Here is a 16550-nt window from a genome sequence, read left to right on the forward strand (position 1 = left end):
CTCGGCCTCGGTGATCTTTCCGCCGCTCACCGTCAGGCGTACCTGCACCGCGCCGTACTGGGTGTCGGCCGCGTCACCGGTGACCGTGCCGTTCGCGATGGTCTGGGCGCCGCCCTGCGGGGACTGCGCGGCCGCGGGCGGGACCGCGCCGCCGGCCGCGTCCGCCGAGCCCTGGTCGGAACCGGGCTTCAGCGTCAGCAGCAGCACGATCCCGGAGACGGTGGCGGCGGTGGCCAGCACGGCACGCCGGACGGGGTGACTCTTCCTCATCGTTTTTCAAGCTCCTGATGGGTGTGGATGACCCGTCGCTCACATCTCGAACGACTCGTGGTGGATACGGCGGGCGGGGACCCCGGCGCCGCGCAGTGCGTCGTAGACCGACTGGGCGAACCCGGGCGGGCCGCACATGAAGACGTCGTGGTCGTCGATATCGGGAATCTTGCGGCGCAGGCTGTCCGCGGAGATGTCGGGGCGCTCCCCCTCGGGGCTGTTCACCGCGTACATCAGGCGGGCGCCGCGCTCGTCGGCGATCTTGGCCAGCTCGTTCCACAGGGCCAGGTCCTGCGTGGTGTTGGCCCGGTAGAGCAGGGTGATGTCGCCGGAGGCGCCGGGCAGCGTCTCGAACAGGGCCCGCATCGGCGTGATGCCCACGCCACCGGCGACCAGCAGCACCTTGCCGCGGCTGCGGCGCTGGGCGGTCAGCGCCCCGTAGGGGCCCTCCGCCCACACCCGGGTGCCGGGCTCCAGCTCGCGCAGCCGGGAGGTGTGGTCGCCGATCGCCTTCACCGTGATCCGCAGCATGTCGGGACGGGGCGCCGCCGACAGCGAGTACGGGTGGGAACTGAACCGCATCCCCGGGGCCAGGAACCGCCAGCGGAAGAACTGCCCCGCCTCGGCGCCGATCCGGTGCAGCTTGCGCCCGCCGATCAGCACCGACACGATGCCCGGCGTCTCCTCGATGACCGCCTCGACCCGCATCCGGTGACGCAGGTTCAGCCGGATCGGGGTGAGCACCCGGTACCAGAGGACCAGCGCGGTGACGACGCCGTAGAGCCCGTACCAGAAGGTCTTCGCGGACGGCTCCACGGCGAACTCGTTGCCGGTGGTGATCTGGTGCCAGAACGTCAGGTACAGCGCCGCGTACGTCAGCAGGTGCACGTGGTACCAGCTGTCGTACGGCAGCCGGCGGCGGACCGGGCCGATCGAGAGGAAGGCGATCACGAACAGCAGACCCGTGCCGATGGCGGCCTTGCCCATGTCCGGCAGCTGCTCGACCGAGGTGATCGTCTGCTGGACGATGTCGCCGAGGCTCTTGCCCGCCTGGAGGGCGTAGCCCCACATGATGAGGAAGACATGGGCGATGACCAGGCTGACGGTGTAGCGCCCGCTCATCGCGTGCCAGCGGGCGACCCGGTCCGAGCCCACCCGGCGTTCCAGCGCGGGCACCCGGGCCATCTGCAGCACCACGAGGGCCATCAGATAGCCGGCCAGGAGACCGGTGATGCGGCCCGCGGCGATGATCCGGCCGGTGGTGTCCGAGATGGACGGCGTGTTGTTCCACCACAACCACAGCACGGCCACCGCGCCCGCCCCCACGGCGAGCAGCAGGGGCACGGCGGGGGAGCGGCGCGGACGGATGCGGCGCATCGTCTGGCGGCGGGCGGCACGTCCGCCTGCGAGCGTGGTGGTCACGGTTCCTCCGTGGGACTTGGCCCTTGGCCCACACATACGTGCCGTGACACGGGAGCGTTCAGCGATACCCGAAGGCGGGACGGACTTTCGCAACAGGCCTGGGGTCTTTTGTTGGGATCATGCCGGACCCGGCGAGCCCGGCATGATCCCAACGAGAGGCCCTAAGGCACGTCCTGGGCCGCGGCCTCCGGGGACGCCGGATGCTGCGGGACCGGGACCGGGACCGGGGGCAGGGGCAGGGGCAGCCCGGGGAGGCCGTCGAGGCTTGTCGCGATGTGTTCCTTCTTGGTGAAGTACGCGTCCAGCGAGGCGTCGTCCTCGCGCGCGAACCGCTTCCCGTGCAGGTCGCGGTCCCCCTCGTACGCCATGAAGGGGACGGCGTAGCCGCAGGTGTCGCGGATGAGGTCGGCGGTCACGACGACGACCGCGCGCAGGCCGTGGACTGTCGGATCGATGCCGGGGAAGCGGGCGAGCAGCTCCGGGAAGCGCGGGTCGTCCCGGAAGACGGACTCACCGCGGCCGTGCACGCGCACGATGTTGGGCGGCCCCTGGAAGGCGCACCACATCAGGGTGATGCGGCCGTTCTCCCGGAGATGGGCGATGGTCTCGGCGTTGGAACCGGCGAAGTCGAGGTAGGCCACGGTGAGTTCGTCGAGGACCGCGAAGGACCCCGTGAGGCCCTTGGGCGAGAGGTTGACCGTACCGTCGGCGGACAGGGGTGCGGTGGCGGTGAAGAAGACCGGCTGCGCCTCGATGAACGTGCGCAGGCGGCCGTCTATGCGCTCATAGGTCTTTCCCATGTCCACAGAGTATGGACGCGGTTCGTTCGCCCGTCTAAGGATATTGACGGCCGGCACGGGTTCCGGGCGGAGCCGGGCCCCGCCCGTGGCCGCCCCGGCCGGCGTGATGCGGGGCGGCCACGGCGCCTGTCACGTCACTTCGTGAACGTGCAGGCGGCCAGGGAGTCGAGTCCGGCGGGGCGTTCGGCGGTGCGGCCGATGGCGGTGGCGATGCGGTCGATGGCGGCGACGCGCTTGTCCTCCAGAGGGCCGAGGACGGCGTTCTGGACGAAGTCGGGTCCGCCCTGGCCGACGGTGTCGACGAGTCGCTGGTTGGCCTCGGTGATCTGGGTGTCGAGTTGGCCGAGGTTGCGGTCGACCTCGGCCTGGGCGGAGGCGGGGGTCGCGGGAAGCTCCGCGGCGACGTCGGGGCAGCTGATCGTGCCGGGTCCCGCGAGCGTCCGGGCGTTCGCGTCGTTGCTGTCGGAGGACTCGCCGGCGAGGGCGGATCCGGCGATCACCGCACCGGACAGCGCCACCGCGGCGGCGCCGCCGATGAAACCGACGCGACGCTTGTTGTAATTCGGAAGGGCCCTGGACATGTGAATGCCTCCCTCGGGTCGGGGGCGGTTCGGGGTTGCGTGGGGGGAGAGCCCGTGGGGGGAGGGCTCGGCTGCGCCGACGCGGCGCCTGCGTCCTGCGGGAGGTACGGGAAAGCGATTACCCGCGTTCACCCGCACGTCGAATCAACCCCGGACTCCGCACCCTCCGCGTGAAGGATTCCGCACACTCCGTACGAAATCGCCTCCCCGAGGGAGGCGGGCCCTCCGGATGGGGCCAGATTGACGAATCATGCATCCTCCTGCATACTCATGCATATCAGCGAATGCACTGTAAGGAGAAGCCCGTGACCGAGCGCGTCGTACTCGCCTATTCGGGCGGTCTGGACACCTCCGTCGCCATCGGCTGGATCGCCGAGGAGACGGGCGCTGAGGTCATCGCCGTTGCGGTCGACGTCGGCCAGGGCGGCGAGGACCTGGACGTCATCCGCAAGCGCGCGCTCGCCTGCGGTGCCGTCGAGGCCGAGGTCGCGGACGCCAAGGACGAATTCGCCGACGAGTACTGCCTCCCGGCGATCAAGGCCAACGCCCTCTACATGGACCGCTACCCGCTGGTCTCCGCGCTGTCCCGGCCGACGATCGTCAAGCACCTCGTCGCCACCGCGCAGAAGCACGGCGCCGGCACCGTCGCCCACGGCTGCACCGGCAAGGGCAACGACCAGGTCCGCTTCGAGGCCGGCATCGTCGCCCTCGCTCCCGACCTGAAGTGCATCGCCCCGGTCCGTGACTACGCCATGACCCGCGACAAGGCCATCGCCTTCTGCGAGGCCAAGGGCCTGCCGATCGCGACCACGAAGAAGTCGCCGTACTCCATCGACCAGAACGTGTTCGGCCGCGCCGTCGAGACCGGCTTCCTCGAGGACATCTGGAACGCGCCGATCGAGGACGTCTACGAGTACACGCAGAACCCCGCCGTGGCGCGCGAGGCCGACGAGGTCGTCATCACCTTCAAGGCGGGCGTGCCGGTCGCCGTCGACGGCAGGCCCGTCACCGTCCTCCAGGCCATCCAGCAGCTCAACGAGCGCGCGGGTGCCCAGGGCGTCGGCCGGATCGACATGGTCGAGGACCGCCTCGTCGGCATCAAGTCCCGCGAGGTGTACGAGGCTCCCGGCGCCATCGCGCTGATCACGGCCCACCAGGAGCTGGAGAACGTCACCGTCGAGCGCGAACTCGCCCGCTACAAGCGGCAGGTCGAGCAGCGCTGGGGCGAACTGGTCTACGACGGCCAGTGGTTCTCCCCGCTCAAGCGCGCCCTGGACGGCTTCATCACCGAGGCCAACCAGCACGTCAACGGCGACGTCCGGATGACCCTGCACGGCGGGCGGGCCGTCGTCACCGGCCGGCGCTCCGAGTCGTCCCTGTACGACTTCAACCTCGCCACCTACGACACCGGCGACACGTTCGACCAGGCGGCGGCCAAGGGCTTCATCGACATCTACAGCCTGTCGTCGAAGATCGCCGCCAAGCGCGACCTCGCCTGACCGGCTGACGACCCGGCACGCACTAATCTGACACCGCCTCCTCACTCTCCTGCGCCTGAGTGAGGAGGCGGTGGCACATCCATGACCTGCCTGTCTTCGAGGAGTAACGCAAGTGAGCAGCAACAGCGGTGACGTACGGCTCTGGGGCGGCCGTTTCGCCGACGGTCCCGCCGAGGCCCTGGCCAAGCTGTCCGCGTCCGTCCATTTCGACTGGCGGCTCGCGCCCTACGACATCGCCGGTTCGCGTGCCCACGCGCGCGTGCTGCACGGGGCGGGCCTGCTCACCGAGGACGAGCTCACCCGCATGATCGAGGGCCTCGACCGGCTGGAGGCGGACGTCGCCGACGGCTCGTTCACCGGCACCATCGCCGACGAGGACGTGCACACCGCCCTGGAGCGCGGCCTGCTGGAGCGGCTCGGCCCCGACCTCGGCGGCAAACTGCGCGCCGGGCGGTCGAGGAACGACCAGGTCGCGACCCTGTTCCGGATGTACCTGCGGGATCACGCCCGTACGCTCGGCGGTCTGATCGCCGAGCTCCAGGACGCCCTCGTCGGTCTCGCCGAGGCCCATTCGGACGTGGCGATGCCCGGCCGCACCCACCTCCAGCACGCCCAGCCGGTGCTCTTCGCCCACCATGTCCTCGCCCACGTCCAGGCACTGTCCCGGGACGCCGAGCGGCTGCGCCAGTGGGACGAGCGGACCGCGGTCTCGCCCTACGGTTCGGGCGCACTGGCCGGCAGCAGCCTCGGCCTGGACCCCGAGGCGGTGGCCCGCGACCTCGGCTTCGAGCACGGCAGCGCGGCCAACTCCATCGACGGCACGGCATCGAGGGACTTCGTCGCCGAGTTCGCCTTCATCACCGCGATGATCGGCGTGAACCTCTCCCGGATCGCCGAGGAGGTCATCATCTGGAACACGAAGGAGTTCTCCTTCGTGACCCTGCACGACGCCTTTTCCACCGGCTCCTCGATCATGCCGCAGAAGAAGAACCCGGACATCGCGGAGCTGGCGCGCGGCAAGTCGGGCCGGCTGATCGGCAACCTGACCGGCCTGATGGCCACCCTCAAGGCCCTCCCGCTCGCGTACAACCGCGACCTCCAGGAGGACAAGGAGCCGGTCTTCGACTCCATCGACCAGCTGGAGATCCTGCTGCCGGCCTTCACCGGGATGATGGCCACCCTCACCGTGCACCGTGAGCGCATGGAGGAGCTGGCCCCGGCCGGGTTCTCGCTGGCCACCGACATCGCCGAGTGGCTGGTCAAGCAGGGTGTGCCGTTCCGCGTCGCGCACGAGGTCGCCGGCGAGTGCGTCAAGACCGCCGAGGCCGAGGGCAAGGAGCTCGACGAGCTGACCGACGAGCAGTTCGTGAAGATCTCCGCCCACCTCACCCCCGAGGTGCGCACGGTCCTCAACGTCCCTGGCGCCCTCGCCTCCCGCGACGGCCGCGGCGGCACGGCACCGAGCGCGGTCGCCGTCCAGCTCGCCGAGCTCAGGACGGACCTGGCCGCCCAGCACGCGTGGGCGAACGCCAGGAAGTAAGGGATCAGGTGCCGCAGGGCATCGCGGGTTAGGTTGGTCCGGCAGCCGCAAGGAGCCGACCGAACGGAGCCCCGATGCCCTTCGCCACACTGGCTTCGGCCACCACCCCCACCTGTCACATCGGCCTGGGACTCGCCGCCGTCGGCCGTCCCGGCTACATCAACCTGGGCCGTGACGACGACCTCGGCGCCGACCGCAGCGTCGAGGCCCTGCGCACCCGTACCCACGACCTCCTCGACGCCGCCTATGCCCAGGGCGTCCGCTACTTCGACGCGGCCCGCTCGTACGGCAGGTCCGAGGAGTTCCTCGCCGACTGGCTGACGAAGCGGCCCGACGCCGACGACGTCGTCATCGGCAGCAAATGGGGCTACACGTACACCGCCGACTGGTCCACCGACGCCGAGCACCACGAGATCAAGGATCACTCCCTCGCCGCCTACGAGCGGCAGCGCGCCGAGTCCGACGCGCTGCTCGGGGACCGGCTCGACCTCTACCAGATCCATTCGGTGACCCCCGAGAGCCCTGCTCTCACCGACAAGGACCTCCACGTCCGGCTCGCCGAGGCGGCGGCCCAGGGCCTCACGGTCGGCTTCTCCACCAGCGGTCCGGCCCAGGCCGACGCCGTCCGCGCCGCGCTCGCCGTCACCGTCGACGGCGAACCCCTGTTCCGTACCGTCCAGTCCACGTACAACGCGCTGGAGACCTCCGCCGAGCCCGCACTGGCCGAGGCCCACGACGCCGGGCTCACGGTGATCGTCAAGGAGGGCATGGCCAACGGGCGGCTGGCCGCGGCCCACGCCCCCGACGCGCTCAGGGCCGTCGCCGAGGAGACCGGCCTGGCGTGCGACGCCGTCGCCCTCGCGTTCGTACTGCGCCGGCCCTGGGCGGGCGTCGTCCTCTCCGGCGCCGCCACCACCGCGCAGCTCGCCTCCAACCTGCACGCGGCGGCCGTCGACCTCGACGACGACCAGCTTGCCCGCCTCGCCGCACTGCCCGAGGATCCGCACGCGTACTGGGAGCGCCGCGGACGGCTGGCCTGGCACTGAGGAGTCCGTGCCCCTGCCGGCCGCCGCCGGCGCAGCCTGGTCCCTGGGGTGCGGCCGGCGCCCGGAGGACGGAACCGAGGGAAACACGCAGACCGACGAAACCTCCGGGGCCGGGTGCCCGTGATGCCGCGGCGCCCCTGCCCCGCCGGAAGTTCCGGGGCGTCGGACGTCAGGCCGCCTTTGCCTTGCTGGCGTACATGTCCACGTACTCCTGCCCGGACAGGCGCATGACCTCCGTCATCACCGAGTCGGTCACGGCCCGCAGGATGTAGCGGTCGCGGTCCATGCCCTCGTAGCGGGAGAACTCCATCGCCTCGCCGAAGCGGACCGTGACCCTGCCCGGCCGGGGCAGGCCCGCGCCGCCCGGCTGGAGCTTGTCGGTGCCGATCACGGCGAACGGGACGACGGGCGCGCCCGTCATCAGAGTGAGCCGCGCGATACCGGTGCGGCCTCGATAGAGACGGCCGTCGGGGGAGCGGGTGCCCTCCGGGTAGATGCCGAAGACCTTGCCCTCCTCCAACACCCGACGGCCCGTCATCAGCGCCGCGACCCCGCCCCGGCCGCCGTCGCGGTCGACCGGGATCATGCCCACGCCGGTGAAGAACCAGGCCATCAGCCGGCCCTTGGGCCCCTTGCCGATGACGTACTCGTCCTTGCCGATGAAGAAGACCTGACGGTCGCAGACCACCGGCAGGACCACCGAGTCGATGAAGGTGAGATGGTTGCCCGCCAGGATCACCGGACCGTCCCCCGGGATGTGCTCCAGGCCTTCCACCCGGGGGCGGAACATCAGGCGCATGACCGGGCCGAGCACTGCCTTGATGAGCGCGAAGCGGGACAACGGGTCCTCCGGTGTCGGGAATGCGGTATGAGTCTGTGCAGGTGAGGACATTACTCGCGGACGAGGGGTCGCCGCACGTCGGGTTCACCCAGGTATTGCATGGTGTCTACGCATGTTCACCTGCGGTGACACGGTGTTGCGCGGCCGTAACGCGCGCGCCGGGATGTGAGACATGTCGCGTCCGGGAGGGTCGGCGCCGCCGGTCGGGGTGCGACCGCCGTCGGTCAGGGGTTCGGGCACGGCCCGGATGAAACCATGCGCGACCCGCGGCCCGCGGGAGGCGCGCCGCCGATCCTCCGGACCGTACGAGTACCCCGGTGCGGCGCCCCGAACCCGACGGGTTGTCAGATCTTGTGCCCCATAGGACCGTTCGGGTCGCGGCCGACCCGTGCGGCATCCCGTATCCCCGTATCACCCGCGTGTTCCGGTCGCGGTCTCCCATTCGTCATGTACGCGCCCCTACGATCGCCCCGCAACTGATGGTCAACGGCAGGAGGGTCCTCATGGGAGCGCAGGAGTCGGGCGAGCGGACGGACGAAACGGCGACCGGCGGGACCGGACGGCGCGCGCTCCTCGGCGCGGCGGTGCTCGGCGCGGGCGGTACGGTCCTCGGACTGGGCGGCACGGCGAGAGCCGCCGAGGCCCGGCCCGGCGCATCCCGGCCCGGCGGCGGACGAGGGCTGAAGGGCCTGCCCGTTCCGACGGTCATCGGCCACCGGGGCGCCAGCGGCTACCGGCCCGAGCACACCTTCGGCGCCTACGATCTGGCCCTCGACCTGGGCGCCGACATCGTCGAGGCCGGCGACCTGGTGCCCACCAGGGACGGCCACCTCGTCTGCCGGCACGAGCCGGAGATCGGCGGCACCACGGATGTCGCGGACCACCCCGAGTTCGCCGACCGCGAGCGTACGAAGCTGCTCGACGGTGTCTCCGTCACCGGCTGGTTCACCGAGGACTTCACCCTCGCCGAACTCAAGCGGCTCCGCGCCATCGAGCGCATTCCGGCCAACCGCCCGCACAACACCCTCTACGACGGCCGCTGGGAGATCCCCACCTTCGAAGAGGTGCTCCGCTGGCAGAACGAGCAGACCCGCAAGCGGGGCAAGCAGGTCTGGATCTACCCCGAACTCAAGCACCCCACCTACTTCCGCAAGCTGGGCCTGGGCACCGAGGAACTCCTCGCCCGGCTGCTGCGCAAGCACGGCAAGGACAAGAAGAACTCGCCCGTCATCATCCAGTCCTTCGAGCCCACCAGCATCCAGCGGATGAGCCGGCTCGTCGGCAACCCGCTCGCCGTGCTGCTCTCCGGTGCGAACAGCCGTCCCTGGGACTTCGTGGAGACCGGCGACCCGCGCAAGGTGGCCGACCTCGTCACGCCGAAGGGCCTCAAGGAGATCGCCTCCTACGCGCAGGGCATCGGTCCCACCCTGGACCTGGTCATCCCCAAGGACGCGGCCGGAAACCTCACCCGGCCCACCACCCTCGTCCGCGACGCGCACCGGGCCGGCTTGATCCTGCACCCCTACACGATGCGCAACGAGAACCCCTTCCTGCCCGCGAACTTCCGCAAGGGCAACGACCCCGACGCCTACGGCGATGTCTTCGGCGCCTTCCGGGCCTACTTCGCCACCGGCATCGACGGCGTCTTCACCGACCACCCGGACACCGGGCTGCTGGCCCGCGAGGACTTCGTCAACGGCTGAGCCGTCCCGCCCCGGTGGGGTGATTTCCGGTCGTCCCCGGCAACCCCGCCCGGGGCGGCCGGCGTCGTTGCGCATATGACGTACGACCTGGTCACCGCCCTCCGTCCGCTGCTCACCGCGGAGGCCTCCGCCGAGGCGTACGCGTCCGGCGCCGAACCCGCCGACCTCGAACAGACGGTCTGGCTGCTCCTCCTGGAACGCCTCGACGCGCACGACCCTCCGCACGATCCTCCGGGCTGGCTCCGCCGGACCGTCCGAACCGAGGCCCGCCGCACCCGCCGCACCGCCCGGCACGAGACGCCGTGGGCCAATGACCCCGCCGACACCTCCGGCACCGGCGAGGGTGACCCCGAACTCCTCGCCCTCGCCGCCGCCCGCCGCCGCGCCCTGCGGGACGCGGTGCGCCGGCTGCCCGGCCGCTGCCCCCGGCTGCTGGAGGCACTTCTGTCCCCGCACGATTCGACCTACCGGGAAATCGCAGGGGAGTTGGGTATCTCACAAGGCAGCCTGGGTCCGGAACGCTCCAGATGTCTTGGATGTCTGCGTCGTTTGCTCGCGCCGGAGGTTGCGGCAGGGTGAGGACGGGGATAGGAGTGAGGGACCACAGGTGATCAGGTGAGCGGGAGGCGTGCGCACATGGGCATGAGCGTGACCATCTCTGCGGCGACGGAGCAGGACGCCGAGCAGATCTTCAGGTTGCAGTATCTGTGCTTCCAGAGCGAGGCGGCGCTGTACGGCAACTACCGCATCGCTCCGCTCGTCCAGAGTCTGGACTCGGTCCGCGAGGAGGTCAGCACCGACCTGGTCTTCGTCGCCCGGCTCGGCGACGAGGTCGTCGGCTCGGTGCACGGCAGGAGCACCGAGGACGCCGCCGCGGCCATCGGTAAGCTCTGCGTCCACCCCCGCCTCCAGGGCCACGGCATCGGGGCCCGGCTGCTGCGCGCCGCCGAGTCCGCACTCGCCGACGAGCGGGGCGCCAGGATGTTCCGTCTCCAGGCCGGTCACCGCAGCGAGAGCAACCTCCAGCTGTACAGCAAGGTCGGCTACCAGCGGGTCGGGACGTCCCGGGGCGCGGACGGCGTACCGATGATCGTCCTGGAGAAGACGACGGATTCGTACGCGGCCACCGCCTGATGGAGAGGGAGCCGGGCGGACGACGGGGCCGCCGCCCGATCGGGGCGCGGTCCGCCGGCGTCCGCCCGGAGCGCGCCCGTTACGCCGTGCGGGCCTTACGCAGCCAGTACAGGGCGGTGAGGGGCAGCAGTACGGGGATGAACAGGTAGCCCATCCCGTAGTCCGACCACACGGTCGCGTCGGGGAAGGCGGACGGATCCACCAGGGTCCAGGTGCCGACCGTCAGGACGCCCACCAGCTCGGCCGCGCAGCACACCAGCGCCGCCCTGCGGGCCGTCTCCCCGCCGCGGACCAGGGTGTACGTGATGAAGCCGTAGACCACTCCGGCGATCGCCGAGAGCGAGTAGGCGAGCGGTGCCCGGTCGAACTCGGTGGCGATCTGGTACGCGGAACGCGACACGGCGCCGACGACCATCACTCCGTACAGCCACACCAGCAGCAGTCCGGGCCCGCCGATCAGCCGGGTCCCGCCCGGCTTCTGCCCCGGGTCCTGTTCCGTCGCGGTCATCTCAGCCCTTCCAGATGTCATGGAGCCGCACCTCGAGCACGGCCAGGACGACACCGCTCGCGGCCACCGTGACCGAGCCCCACCGGGTGCGCTCGGCCAGTGACATGAAGCCCGCCGCCGGAACGCACGCGAACGAGCCCAGCAGGTACGCCACGAAGATGACCGTCCCCTGCTCCGGCTCCTCGCCCCGGGCCAGCTGCACGATCCCGACCACCAGCTGAACCAGTGTCAGCAGGGTGACCACGGCCATGCCGATGAAGTGCCAGTCCTTCGTCGGCTGGTCGCGGTAGGCGGCCCAGCCGCACCAGGCGGCGAGCAGCAGCGCGGCGACGCCGGTCGCCGGCGTCAGGGCATCAAGCATGGCAGCGACCTTATTACGCCGTAATGGCCCCACCGCGCCCGGCCCCACCGCGCACGGGCACGGTGGGGCCGGGCGCGGTGGGGCCGGGTACGGGCACAGCCGCGGATCCGGGCGCCGTAGGGTCGATGGCATGACCATCCATGCGCAAGCCCTCCTGTTCGACAACGACGGCACTCTCGTCTCCTCCCTCGAATCCGTGCAGCGCTGCTGGACCCGGTGGGCCGTCGAGTACGGGATCACGGCCGAGGAGTTCGGGCGGATCGAACTGCACGGCCGCCCGGCCGTCGAGATAGCCGCCGACCTGCTGCCCGCCCATGTCGTGCCCGAGGCCGTCGCACGGATCGAGGACCTGGAGGTGGAGGACGTGCCGAACGGCGGTGCGATCCCGCTGCCGGGCACCTGGGACCTCCTCGGCGCGCTGCCGGCCGAACGCTGGGCCGTCGTCACCTCCGCGACCCGGCGGCTGGCCGAGGCCCGCCTCGCCGCCGCCGGCATCCTGCCCAAGACCCTGGTCGCCGCCGACGATGTCACCCGGGGCAAGCCCGACCCCGAGCCCTATCTGCTCGCCGCCCGTGCCCTCGGCGTCGACCCCGCCCATTGCGTCGTCTTCGAGGACGCCCCCGCCGGGCTCCAGGCGGGCCGGGCGGCCGGGATGACCACCGTGGCTTTGGCCACAACCCATCAGGCCCACGAACTGACCGCCGATCTCGTGGTCGGGGACCTGTCGGCCCTGTCCGTACTGGTCACGGATGCCGGGGTGGAGATCACCGCACGGCCCTGACATGCGGTCACGGGTGTCCACGGCTGTCCGGGATATGGACAGCCCTGTCCGGTCAGGAGTGAACATCTGCTTTACTGGCCGCATGACCACGACGAGCGACCGCATCCCTGCCACCGAGGCGCGTGTGCCGCTCGGTGCCGGATGTATGTGTCCGCTCCGAATGTGCGCCTTCTAGAGGGCCCTTGCAGCATCTGAGCCTCGCGCCCCGAAGCGAGAGCCTGTTCGTACCCGCACGTGAGTCCCCCGTGTTCCGCATGCGCACCGAACCACGCCCCGCGCGCACGTCTCTCCATGGTTGCTTCCGCACCGCTCGCGAGAGGCCGTGCCGCTTCCGGCCCCTGAGCTTCGCCCCTCCATGCCTCGTGCCCGGCTCCCCTGACGTGCCGCGCACTCGAAAGTGACGGTTACCCACGTGATCACCACCTCGGGCCTCACCAAGGTCTACCGCTCACGCGGACGCGAGGTCACCGCCCTGGACGGCGTCGACCTGCACGTCCGCGAAGGCGAGATCTACGGCGTCATCGGCCAGTCCGGCGCCGGCAAGTCCTCGCTCATTCGCTGCGTCAACCTGCTGGAGCGCCCCACCTCGGGCACCGTGACCGTCGCCGGCCAGGACCTCACCGCCCTGGCCGGGCGTGGTCCGCGGGCCGGCCGGGAACTGCGGCAGGCCCGCAGCCGCATCGGCATGGTCTTCCAGCACTTCAACCTGCTCTCCTCGCGCACCGTGCAGGACAACGTCGAACTGCCGTTGGAGATCCTCGGCCGGTCGGGGAAGGAACGTTCCCGCAAGGCACTGGAACTGCTCGACCTGGTCGGCCTCGCCGAGAAGGCCAAGGCCTACCCCGCCCAGCTCTCCGGCGGCCAGAAGCAGCGCGTCGGCATCGCCCGCGCCCTGGCCGGCGACCCCAAGGTGCTGCTGTCCGACGAGGCCACCAGCGCCCTCGACCCGGAGACCACCCGCTCCATCCTGGCGCTGCTGCGCGACCTCAACCGCCAGCTCGGCCTGACCGTCCTGCTCATCACGCACGAGATGGACGTCGTGAAGTCGATCTGCGACTCGGCCGCGTTGATGGAACACGGCCGCGTCGTCGAGTCCGGCACCGTCACCGAACTCCTGGCGACACCCGGCTCCGAACTGGCCTCCGCGCTGTTCCCGGTCGCCGGCGACGCCTCGGGCGACAACCGCACCGTCCTGGACATCACCTTCCAGGGCGAGAGCGCGACCCAGCCGGTCATCTCCCAGCTGGCCCGCACCTACAACATCGACATCTCGATCCTCGGCGCCGCCATCGACACCGTGGGCGGCCTCCAGGTGGGCAGGATGCGCATCGAACTCCCGGGCCGCTACGAGGACAACGTCGTACCGATCGGCTTCCTGCGCGAACAAGGGCTGCACATCGAGAGCGTCGAACAGACGGAACCGGCGCAGCAGGCGGATCAGGCGCCGTCGGCGCTCGTGAAGGAGGAGGCCAAGTGACCTGGTCCCAGATGCAGCCGCTGCTGGAACAGGCGTGTGGGGAGACGCTGATCATGGTCGGCTGGTCGACCCTGATCAGCGTCGTCCTCGGCCTCCCGATCGGCGTCCTGCTGGTCCTCACCGACAAGGGCGGACTGCTGCAGAACAGCCCGGTGAACAAGGTCATCGGGCAGATCGTGAACGTCGGCCGTTCGATGCCGTTCATCATCCTCATGGTCGCCCTGATGAGCTTCACCCGCTGGATCACCGGGACGACCATCGGCAGCGCGGCCGCGATCGTGCCGCTCGCCATCGGCGGCATCCCCTTCTTCGCGCGGCTCGTCGAGACGGCCGTACGCGAAGTGGACCACGGGCTCGTCGAGGCCGTGCAGGCCATGGGCGGCAACACCTGGACGATCGTCCGCCGGGTCCTCGTGCCCGAGGCGCTGCCCTCGCTGATCGCCAGCACCACCACCACGATCGTCGCCCTCATCGGTTACTCGGCGATGGCCGGCACCGTGGGCGGCGGCGGACTCGGCGACCTCGCCGTCCGCTACGGCTACCAGCGCTTCGAGACCGGACTGATGTGGATCACCGTGGCGGTCCTCGCCGTGGTCATCTCCCTCATCCAGTTCGCCGGCGACTACGCGGCCCGCTCCCTGCACCACCGGGGCGGACGCCAGGGCTCCGGGCCGAGGCTGCGGCTGCTCAAGGCCAAGGAGCCGGCGACGACTACCGCGACGGCCGACGCCGGCACGGCCGGGTAGCCCAGGCCCCGCCCTCAGCCTTCGCGCATCCCCTGATCCCCACTTCCCCGAAGGCCCCGCACCACCCCGAGTCGGGGCCGTACCACCCTGAAGGAAAGGCACTTTTCGTGCGTAACACCATCAAGATCACCACCGCCGTCCTCGCCGCCGGAGCTCTCACCCTCGGCCTCACCGCCTGCGGCTCGGAGGAGGAGTCCGGGTCCGACGCCTCCGGCCCGCTGACCGTCGCCGCGAGCCCCGTGCCGCACGCCGAGATCCTCAACTTCGTCAAGGACAACCTGGCCGAGAAGGCCGGGCTCGACCTGGAGGTCAAGGAAGTCACCGACTACGTCACGCCGAACACCTCCACGGAGGACGGCTCGGTGGACGCCAACTACTTCCAGACCCAGGCGTACCTCGACGACTTCAACAAGAAGAACGGCACCCACATCGTGCCCGCCGGCGACGTGCACCTGGAGCCGCTCGGCCTCTACTCCGAGAAGGTCAAGGAGGCCGACGAGCTGAAGAGCGGCGCGACCATCGCCATCCCCAACGACACCATCAACGAGGGACGCGCACTGCAGCTGCTCGCCGCCAACAAGATCATCACGATCAAGGACGGCGTCGGCTTCGGGGCGACCCCGTCGGACATCACCGGGAACCCGAAGAAGCTCAAGTTCAAGGAGCTGGAGGCGGCCCAGACGCCGCGCGCCCTGGCCGACGTCGACGCCGCGGTGGTCAACGGCAACTACGCCATCGGGGCCGATCTCCAGCCGGCCGAGGACGCCCTCGTCCTCGAGTCCGCCGAGGGCAACCCGCACGCCAACTTCCTCGCCGTCAAGGAGGGCAACGAGGACGACCCGCGCGTGAAGAAGCTCGCCGAACTCCTCACCTCCGACGAGGTCAAGAAGTTCATCGACGACAAGTACGCCGGCTCGGTCGTCGCCGCCTTCTGATCCGTCGTCCGGTCCGGGCGACGCGCACCACCGACACAGGGCACACGGCCGGGCGCGCGAGGGGGGCACTCAGCCGTCCGCGCCGCGCCCGGCACCCGTTCGGCACTCTCGGGGTCCACTCCGGTACACGGAGTGGACCCCGTGGTGCGGTCCGGTGCTTTCATGCTGCATGCTGGGCAGTTCAGCGGTATCCGACGGTCACGAAGGTTACGGAGCGGCGCATGACGAGCAGCACCTTCCCCAACATCTCCATCAGCACGGAGCGGTTGGTGCTGCGTCCCCTCGACGCGGACGACGTCCCCACCCTGGCCGAGATGATGAACGACGAGCAGGTCGCCGCCTGGACCGACGTTCCCCAGCCCTTCACCGAGCAGGCCGCCCGCACCTGGGTCACCGAGTACGCACCCGCCGAACGTGCGGCCGGACGCGGACTGGACCTCGTCGTCACCGAGTTCCTCACCCAGCGCCTGGTGGGCATCATCCAGCTCACCAAGACCAACTGGCACGTCCGGTCCACCGAACTCTCGTACATCGTCGCCCCCTGGGCGCGCGGCGAGGGCTACGCCTCCGAGGCCGCCATGGCCACGGCCCAGTGGCTCTTCGGCGACCAGAAGCTGGAACGCGTCGAGCTGCGCACCGCCGCCGACAACACCGCCTCGCAGCAGGTCGCCCAGAAGATCGGCTGCATCAGCGAGGGCGTCCTGCGCAACGCCTGTATAGCCCACGTCCGCGGCGGCGACGGCGTCTGGACGGACGTCCGCACCGACTTCATCGTGTGGAGCCTGCTGCCGGAGGACCTCGAGGGCTCGGCCGAACAGCTGGCCGACACCGGACAGTTCACCGCCTTCACCGACTGGAGCTGATTTTTTTCCGGAACCCTCCCGGACGGGTGGCCGGTGGTGGGTC

The 16550-nt window shown here is 70.5% G+C and carries 17 protein-coding genes and 1 pseudogene; 11 read left to right on the plus strand and 7 right to left on the minus strand.

All coding sequences use genetic code 11. The annotated features are described in order from the left end of the window. The 4 genes and pseudogenes from ACFPZI_RS33770 to ACFPZI_RS33785 all read right to left on the minus strand — a co-directional run. Window positions 1-270: pseudogene (locus ACFPZI_RS33770) on the minus strand (FMN-binding protein); the annotation flags it as partial. A 39-nt stretch (window positions 271-309) separates the two neighbouring features. Next, window positions 310-1692, minus strand: coding sequence for a ferredoxin reductase family protein (locus ACFPZI_RS33775; protein WP_381370986.1), 1383 nt, complete (start codon window positions 1690-1692; stop codon window positions 310-312). Window positions 1693-1853: 161 nt separating this feature from the next. Continuing rightward, window positions 1854-2492 (minus strand): pyridoxamine 5'-phosphate oxidase family protein, encoded by a 639-nt coding sequence (locus ACFPZI_RS33780; RefSeq protein ID WP_381370987.1) that lies wholly within the window; start codon window positions 2490-2492, stop codon window positions 1854-1856. Between the two features lie 134 nt (window positions 2493-2626). Next, window positions 2627-3073 carry a hypothetical protein gene (locus ACFPZI_RS33785; RefSeq protein ID WP_381370988.1) on the minus strand — a complete coding sequence of 149 codons (447 nt, stop codon included), beginning with the start codon at window positions 3071-3073 and terminating at the stop codon, window positions 2627-2629. A gap of 305 nt (window positions 3074-3378) precedes the next feature. Here ACFPZI_RS33785 and ACFPZI_RS33790 point away from each other — a divergent pair, with 305 nt between their 5' ends. The 3 genes from ACFPZI_RS33790 to ACFPZI_RS33800 all read left to right on the plus strand — a co-directional run bounded on the left by ACFPZI_RS33790 (window position 3379) and on the right by ACFPZI_RS33800 (window position 7158). Next, on the plus strand, window positions 3379-4572 hold the full coding sequence (locus ACFPZI_RS33790; protein WP_381370989.1) for an argininosuccinate synthase: 1194 nt from the start codon (window positions 3379-3381) through the stop codon (window positions 4570-4572). Between the two features lie 112 nt (window positions 4573-4684). After that, complete coding sequence (gene argH, locus ACFPZI_RS33795) at window positions 4685-6112, plus strand: argininosuccinate lyase (RefSeq protein WP_381370990.1); 1428 nt, start codon at window positions 4685-4687, stop codon at window positions 6110-6112. A 74-nt stretch (window positions 6113-6186) separates the two neighbouring features. After that, window positions 6187-7158: an aldo/keto reductase gene (locus ACFPZI_RS33800; protein ID WP_381370991.1), complete on the plus strand. Its 972-nt coding sequence runs from the start codon at window positions 6187-6189 to the stop codon at window positions 7156-7158. 169 nt (window positions 7159-7327) lie between these two features. Here ACFPZI_RS33800 and ACFPZI_RS33805 read toward each other — a convergent pair whose 3' ends face one another. Next, window positions 7328-7999: a lysophospholipid acyltransferase family protein gene (locus ACFPZI_RS33805; protein ID WP_381370992.1), complete on the minus strand. Its 672-nt coding sequence runs from the start codon at window positions 7997-7999 to the stop codon at window positions 7328-7330. A 503-nt stretch (window positions 8000-8502) separates the two neighbouring features. Between ACFPZI_RS33805 and ACFPZI_RS33810 the strand changes: the two genes are divergently transcribed. The 3 genes from ACFPZI_RS33810 (at window position 8503) to ACFPZI_RS33820 (ending at window position 10836) form a co-directional block, all read left to right on the plus strand. Continuing rightward, window positions 8503-9702 (plus strand): glycerophosphodiester phosphodiesterase, encoded by a 1200-nt coding sequence (locus ACFPZI_RS33810; RefSeq protein ID WP_381370993.1) that lies wholly within the window; start codon window positions 8503-8505, stop codon window positions 9700-9702. Between the two features lie 75 nt (window positions 9703-9777). Then, window positions 9778-10281, plus strand: a complete 504-nt coding sequence (locus ACFPZI_RS33815) for a sigma-70 family RNA polymerase sigma factor (protein WP_381370994.1) — start codon at window positions 9778-9780, stop codon at window positions 10279-10281. Between the two features lie 57 nt (window positions 10282-10338). Beyond that, complete coding sequence (locus ACFPZI_RS33820) at window positions 10339-10836, plus strand: GNAT family N-acetyltransferase (RefSeq protein ID WP_381371035.1); 498 nt, start codon at window positions 10339-10341, stop codon at window positions 10834-10836. 79 nt (window positions 10837-10915) lie between these two features. On the opposite strand, the gene ACFPZI_RS33825 is transcribed toward ACFPZI_RS33820, so the two are convergent. Next, the gene (locus tag ACFPZI_RS33825; protein ID WP_381370995.1) at window positions 10916-11344 is read right to left on the minus strand and encodes a hypothetical protein; all 429 of its coding nucleotides are present in this window, start codon (window positions 11342-11344) and stop codon (window positions 10916-10918) included. Window position 11345: 1 nt separating this feature from the next. Further along, a complete protein-coding gene (locus ACFPZI_RS33830; protein WP_381370996.1) occupies window positions 11346-11705 on the minus strand; it encodes a hypothetical protein in 360 nt (119 codons plus the stop codon). 130 nt (window positions 11706-11835) lie between these two features. Here ACFPZI_RS33830 and ACFPZI_RS33835 point away from each other — a divergent pair, with 130 nt between their 5' ends. From ACFPZI_RS33835 to ACFPZI_RS33855, 5 genes are all read left to right on the plus strand, one after another. After that, window positions 11836-12486 carry an HAD family hydrolase gene (locus tag ACFPZI_RS33835; protein ID WP_381370997.1) on the plus strand — a complete coding sequence of 217 codons (651 nt, stop codon included), beginning with the start codon at window positions 11836-11838 and terminating at the stop codon, window positions 12484-12486. Window positions 12487-12898: 412 nt separating this feature from the next. After that, window positions 12899-13963 carry a methionine ABC transporter ATP-binding protein gene (locus ACFPZI_RS33840; RefSeq protein WP_381370998.1) on the plus strand — a complete coding sequence of 355 codons (1065 nt, stop codon included), beginning with the start codon at window positions 12899-12901 and terminating at the stop codon, window positions 13961-13963. Further along, window positions 13960-14709, plus strand: a complete 750-nt coding sequence (locus ACFPZI_RS33845; protein ID WP_381370999.1) for a methionine ABC transporter permease — start codon at window positions 13960-13962, stop codon at window positions 14707-14709. The genes ACFPZI_RS33840 and ACFPZI_RS33845 overlap by 4 nt, the downstream gene beginning before the upstream one ends. Before the next feature lie 107 nt (window positions 14710-14816). Next, window positions 14817-15644 carry a MetQ/NlpA family ABC transporter substrate-binding protein gene (locus ACFPZI_RS33850; RefSeq protein ID WP_381371000.1) on the plus strand — a complete coding sequence of 276 codons (828 nt, stop codon included), beginning with the start codon at window positions 14817-14819 and terminating at the stop codon, window positions 15642-15644. Between the two features lie 221 nt (window positions 15645-15865). Continuing rightward, the gene (locus ACFPZI_RS33855; protein ID WP_381371001.1) at window positions 15866-16507 is read left to right on the plus strand and encodes a GNAT family N-acetyltransferase; all 642 of its coding nucleotides are present in this window, start codon (window positions 15866-15868) and stop codon (window positions 16505-16507) included. Window positions 16508-16550: the final 43 nt, after the last annotated feature.

The organism is Streptomyces chlorus (assembly GCF_042655885.1).
In the GTDB taxonomy this organism is placed as follows: Bacteria; Actinomycetota; Actinomycetes; order Streptomycetales; family Streptomycetaceae; genus Streptomyces; species Streptomyces chlorus.